The organism is Dyella sp., from assembly GCF_035508675.1.
Taxonomy (GTDB): domain Bacteria; phylum Pseudomonadota; class Gammaproteobacteria; order Xanthomonadales; family Rhodanobacteraceae; genus Dyella_B.
In genome coordinates, this window is sequence record NZ_DATJMN010000115.1 from 1 (window position 1) to 3233 (window position 3233).

Genomic DNA, 3233 nt, shown 5'->3' on the forward strand with positions numbered 1-3233 from the left:
GTATTGCGGCACCGACGAAGTGATGTTGGTCGAGGCCAGCGGGAACCCGCCCAGCTCGGACGTGTTGTTGTCCTGGTTGAAAGCGGCGTTGAAGTGCGCGGAGACGTTGTCGGTGATGTTGTACTGTCCCTGCAGGAACAGGTTCTTCATCGTCGTCGCGCTCAGCAGGCTGGTCTGGTTGCTGTAGTTATAGGTATCGCCTGCATTCGTCACCACGCCATTGGCCGCCGTGGTAGGCGCCACCTGCGCGTGGTAGTCGTTGATGTTGCGCGGATCGCCGCCGGCATTGAGCACGGAAAGGCCGCCATCTGCATTGACGAACGTGCCATAGGCGCCCGAACCCAGGCCGTTCAACGGGAACCGGTCCGTCAACGGATAGGCGCTGTACGGACGGCGATTGGCGCTGATGCCATCCTGATTCTGGTACTGCGCGGAGAACAGGATCGAGCCGCGCGGCGTGCTCTTGCCGAAGGTAACGCCGTACTGTCCCTGCGTACCGTCGCCGTGCGGCATGTACTTGCCTTCGTACGCGTCGATCTGCGCGCCGTTGAAGTCCTTCTTGGTAATCACGTTGATCACGCCGCCGATCGCATCGGAGCCGTACACGGCCGACGCACCATCGGCAAGAATATCCACGTGATCGATGATCGAGACGGGAATGGTGTCGAGGTTGGTCATGCCCGTATAGGAACTGCCCACGCGCTTGCCGTCGATGAGAATCAGCGTACGCGTCGAACCCAGGCCGCGCAGGTCGACGAAGCTTCCGCCGGCATCCGTCCCCGCATCGGAGGGATTGGACTTGCTGATATCTGGCGTGGAAGTCGAGGTAAGGTTCTGCAGGAGCTGTCCCAGCGTCGCAAAGCCCTGCTGCTGGATATCCTGCGCCGAAAGGGTGACGACCGGCTGCGCCTGTTCGATATCGACGCTGCGGATCAGCGAGCCGGTAACCTGGATCACCTGCAGCGATTTTTGCTGCGCATCAGCGGCGGGCGCACTCTGCACATCTGTCGATGCCGTCTGCGCGGCAACCGCACCGGCATGCCCGATAGAACCTGCCAGCGACGCGCAAATAAGCAGGCACAGCGACTTGTGTCGTAGATCTTTCATGCAACAAACTCCCCTATGGATGTCGTGGCGGCGTTCTTTTTCCCGCAGCAAAGCGCCTCGGCCATCCTGGGTCGCCAAGGGAGAAATCCAACGCTGTTAGCGGCAAGTTAAGCGATTGCCGTCATGCACTCACGGTCCAAACTGGGACAATGAAATGTCCTGGGCGGCCTAAATCGCCAAGCGCAAATTCCAACGGAAAAATTGGCCTGAATGCACTGGAAGCCTTCCCTCTTGGGAAATGGCCTTCGCGTGCCGGAGGAATAAAATCGCGCCTGCGTACCGACTTGCAGCAATGCTCCGAACTTAGGGTCATGGCGCGATCCTTCGTAGGTTGGCGATGAGGCAACGCCGAACCCCAACATCGCCATCTGCGTGGCACCGTTGGGGTTCGCATACGCTCACCACCCACCTACGCGCTTCGATTCTGGCACTAACTTAAGCGTCATTGCTCCATGGCCTGCCGCGATGCGCTCCCTCCCCTGCGACAGTAGGGGAGGGCTGGGGTGGGGTTGCTTGGGCTTTAGCGTGCAGCCGAATGTCCCTATGGCTTCTGATAACAAGCAGCAATGCGGCAGCGTCGGGCTCTTGCCACTCGCTGCGCTCGCACCCCACCCCAACCCTCCCCTACTCCGCAGGGGAGGGAGCACATCACTGTAAGCGTCAAGATACACGCGCTGGTACGCCATGCCACCAGCGTGCCCGGCGACGGGTCGGAGTACCGTAACGATTTGGCGACCTCGATGGCCTTGTGATAAATTGAGCGTAGATGGCCGACATTGGATCTTTCGTGTTATTGGCGATATTCAAGGCATCCTGGATATTCGCGCGGATCATGGCGCCGTACTTGGGATAGTTTTCAAAGCCGGCAAATTGCCCGCGCGCCCGGACGATGCCGGCTATATCGGTAGCGCCGCGCCATGAATGGCTTTGGATTCTTCAGGCGGTGCCGCATAACAGTTCCCTTTGCTTGAGTCCCTGGCGCGGAAAGTACCGCATGTGGATGAATGGAAGTGCATTCACACCGCCCTGCGCCGCCATGCATTCCTGCCCACCGCAGCAACCACACCCAGGAACAACCCCATCGCCGCGCCCATTCCCAACGTCAACGCGGGATTGGGAAACACCGCCTGCTCTGGCACGTATATCGGCCACATCAAGGCGGTGTCATAGGTATACGCAGGATCGAGACGGGCAAGCAGGTCGATGCGTCCCTGCCGTAAGGCGCTCAGCTCTTCATCCTTGCTGATCAAAAGCAGGCTGGCGACACCGTCTTTGCTTTGTTCCGCATTTTGCTGCAGGCGATCCCGCTCGGCCGTGATGCTTTGCAGCTCGCGCTGCAGTTCGTCCAGCCGCTGATGGGCGAGCTTGAGTTGCGGCGCCGCCACGTCGCGGTGAATCGCCTGCAGTTGCACCACGGTCGCTTCAGCCCACTGGCGCGCCTGCTCTGGCGAGTGCGCGCGCACGCTCAGCTTCAGTAGCGGGCCGGCATAGGCCAAGGGCTCCAGCTTCAGGCTCTTGTGATAAAGCTTGGCCTCCGGCGTATCCGGCGCAATACCGATGCTTTGCATCACCTGTCGCTGGAACGGGATCCATTGCAGACGTTCGAGCACGCGCTGCAGCGGTTCAATTTTCGGATCCTGCCCGGCCGGCGCGGTGCCGATCTGGCCGATGCGAATCCAGGCGTCGGCCTGCCATTGCGGCTTGGCGCTGCGCATGAAGGCAAACGTGGCCAGCAAGGCTATGGCGAACACGGCCAGGAACCACCGCCATTCGCGGCGCAGCAAGCGCCACATGTCGATCAGGTAGATGTCGTCTCGTTGCATGGAAAGAGTGCTCATGAGTAGGAATGCGAGGCGGGCGCCCTGCCCGGAAGCCACGCTGCCAACAACTGCAGCAGCAGGCACACGCCGATAAAGCCGGCGCTGCTCCAGGTGTAGGCTTGCGGCGCGAATGGCGACATCACGCAGCAATAGGCAAGGCGCAGAAAAATCAGCAGGGGAAACAGCGATGCCGCCGGCTGCAGGCGGCGTACGCTCCACGCCAGCAAGGCATACAGGCCTACCATCGACAGCACTGCGCCGGCCGCTCCCCAGGCCATCAAGAAGGGAAAGAACTCCGTGCCGACA

At 60.8% G+C, this 3233-nt stretch carries 2 protein-coding genes and 1 pseudogene; all 3 read right to left on the bottom strand.

Annotated elements, in window-relative coordinates; all coding sequences use genetic code 11:
* Positions 1-1107, bottom strand: a 1107-nt coding sequence (locus VMA74_RS06755; RefSeq protein ID WP_325365874.1) for a TonB-dependent receptor plug domain-containing protein, incomplete at its 3' end; no start/stop codon positions are given.
* A 1016-nt stretch (positions 1108-2123) separates the two neighbouring features.
* Positions 2124-2930 carry a Wzz/FepE/Etk N-terminal domain-containing protein gene (locus VMA74_RS06760; protein WP_325365875.1) on the bottom strand — a complete coding sequence of 269 codons (807 nt, stop codon included), beginning with the start codon at positions 2928-2930 and terminating at the stop codon, positions 2124-2126.
* 11 nt (positions 2931-2941) lie between these two features.
* Positions 2942-3233, bottom strand: a pseudogene (locus tag VMA74_RS06765) (hypothetical protein); the annotation flags it as partial.

What these genes read in the sequence shown, in the direction of transcription:
- VMA74_RS06760 (WP_325365875.1), bottom strand. Translation starts at nt 2,930, where the DNA reads ATGCAACGAGACGACATCTACCTGATCGACATGTGGCGCTTGCTGCGC.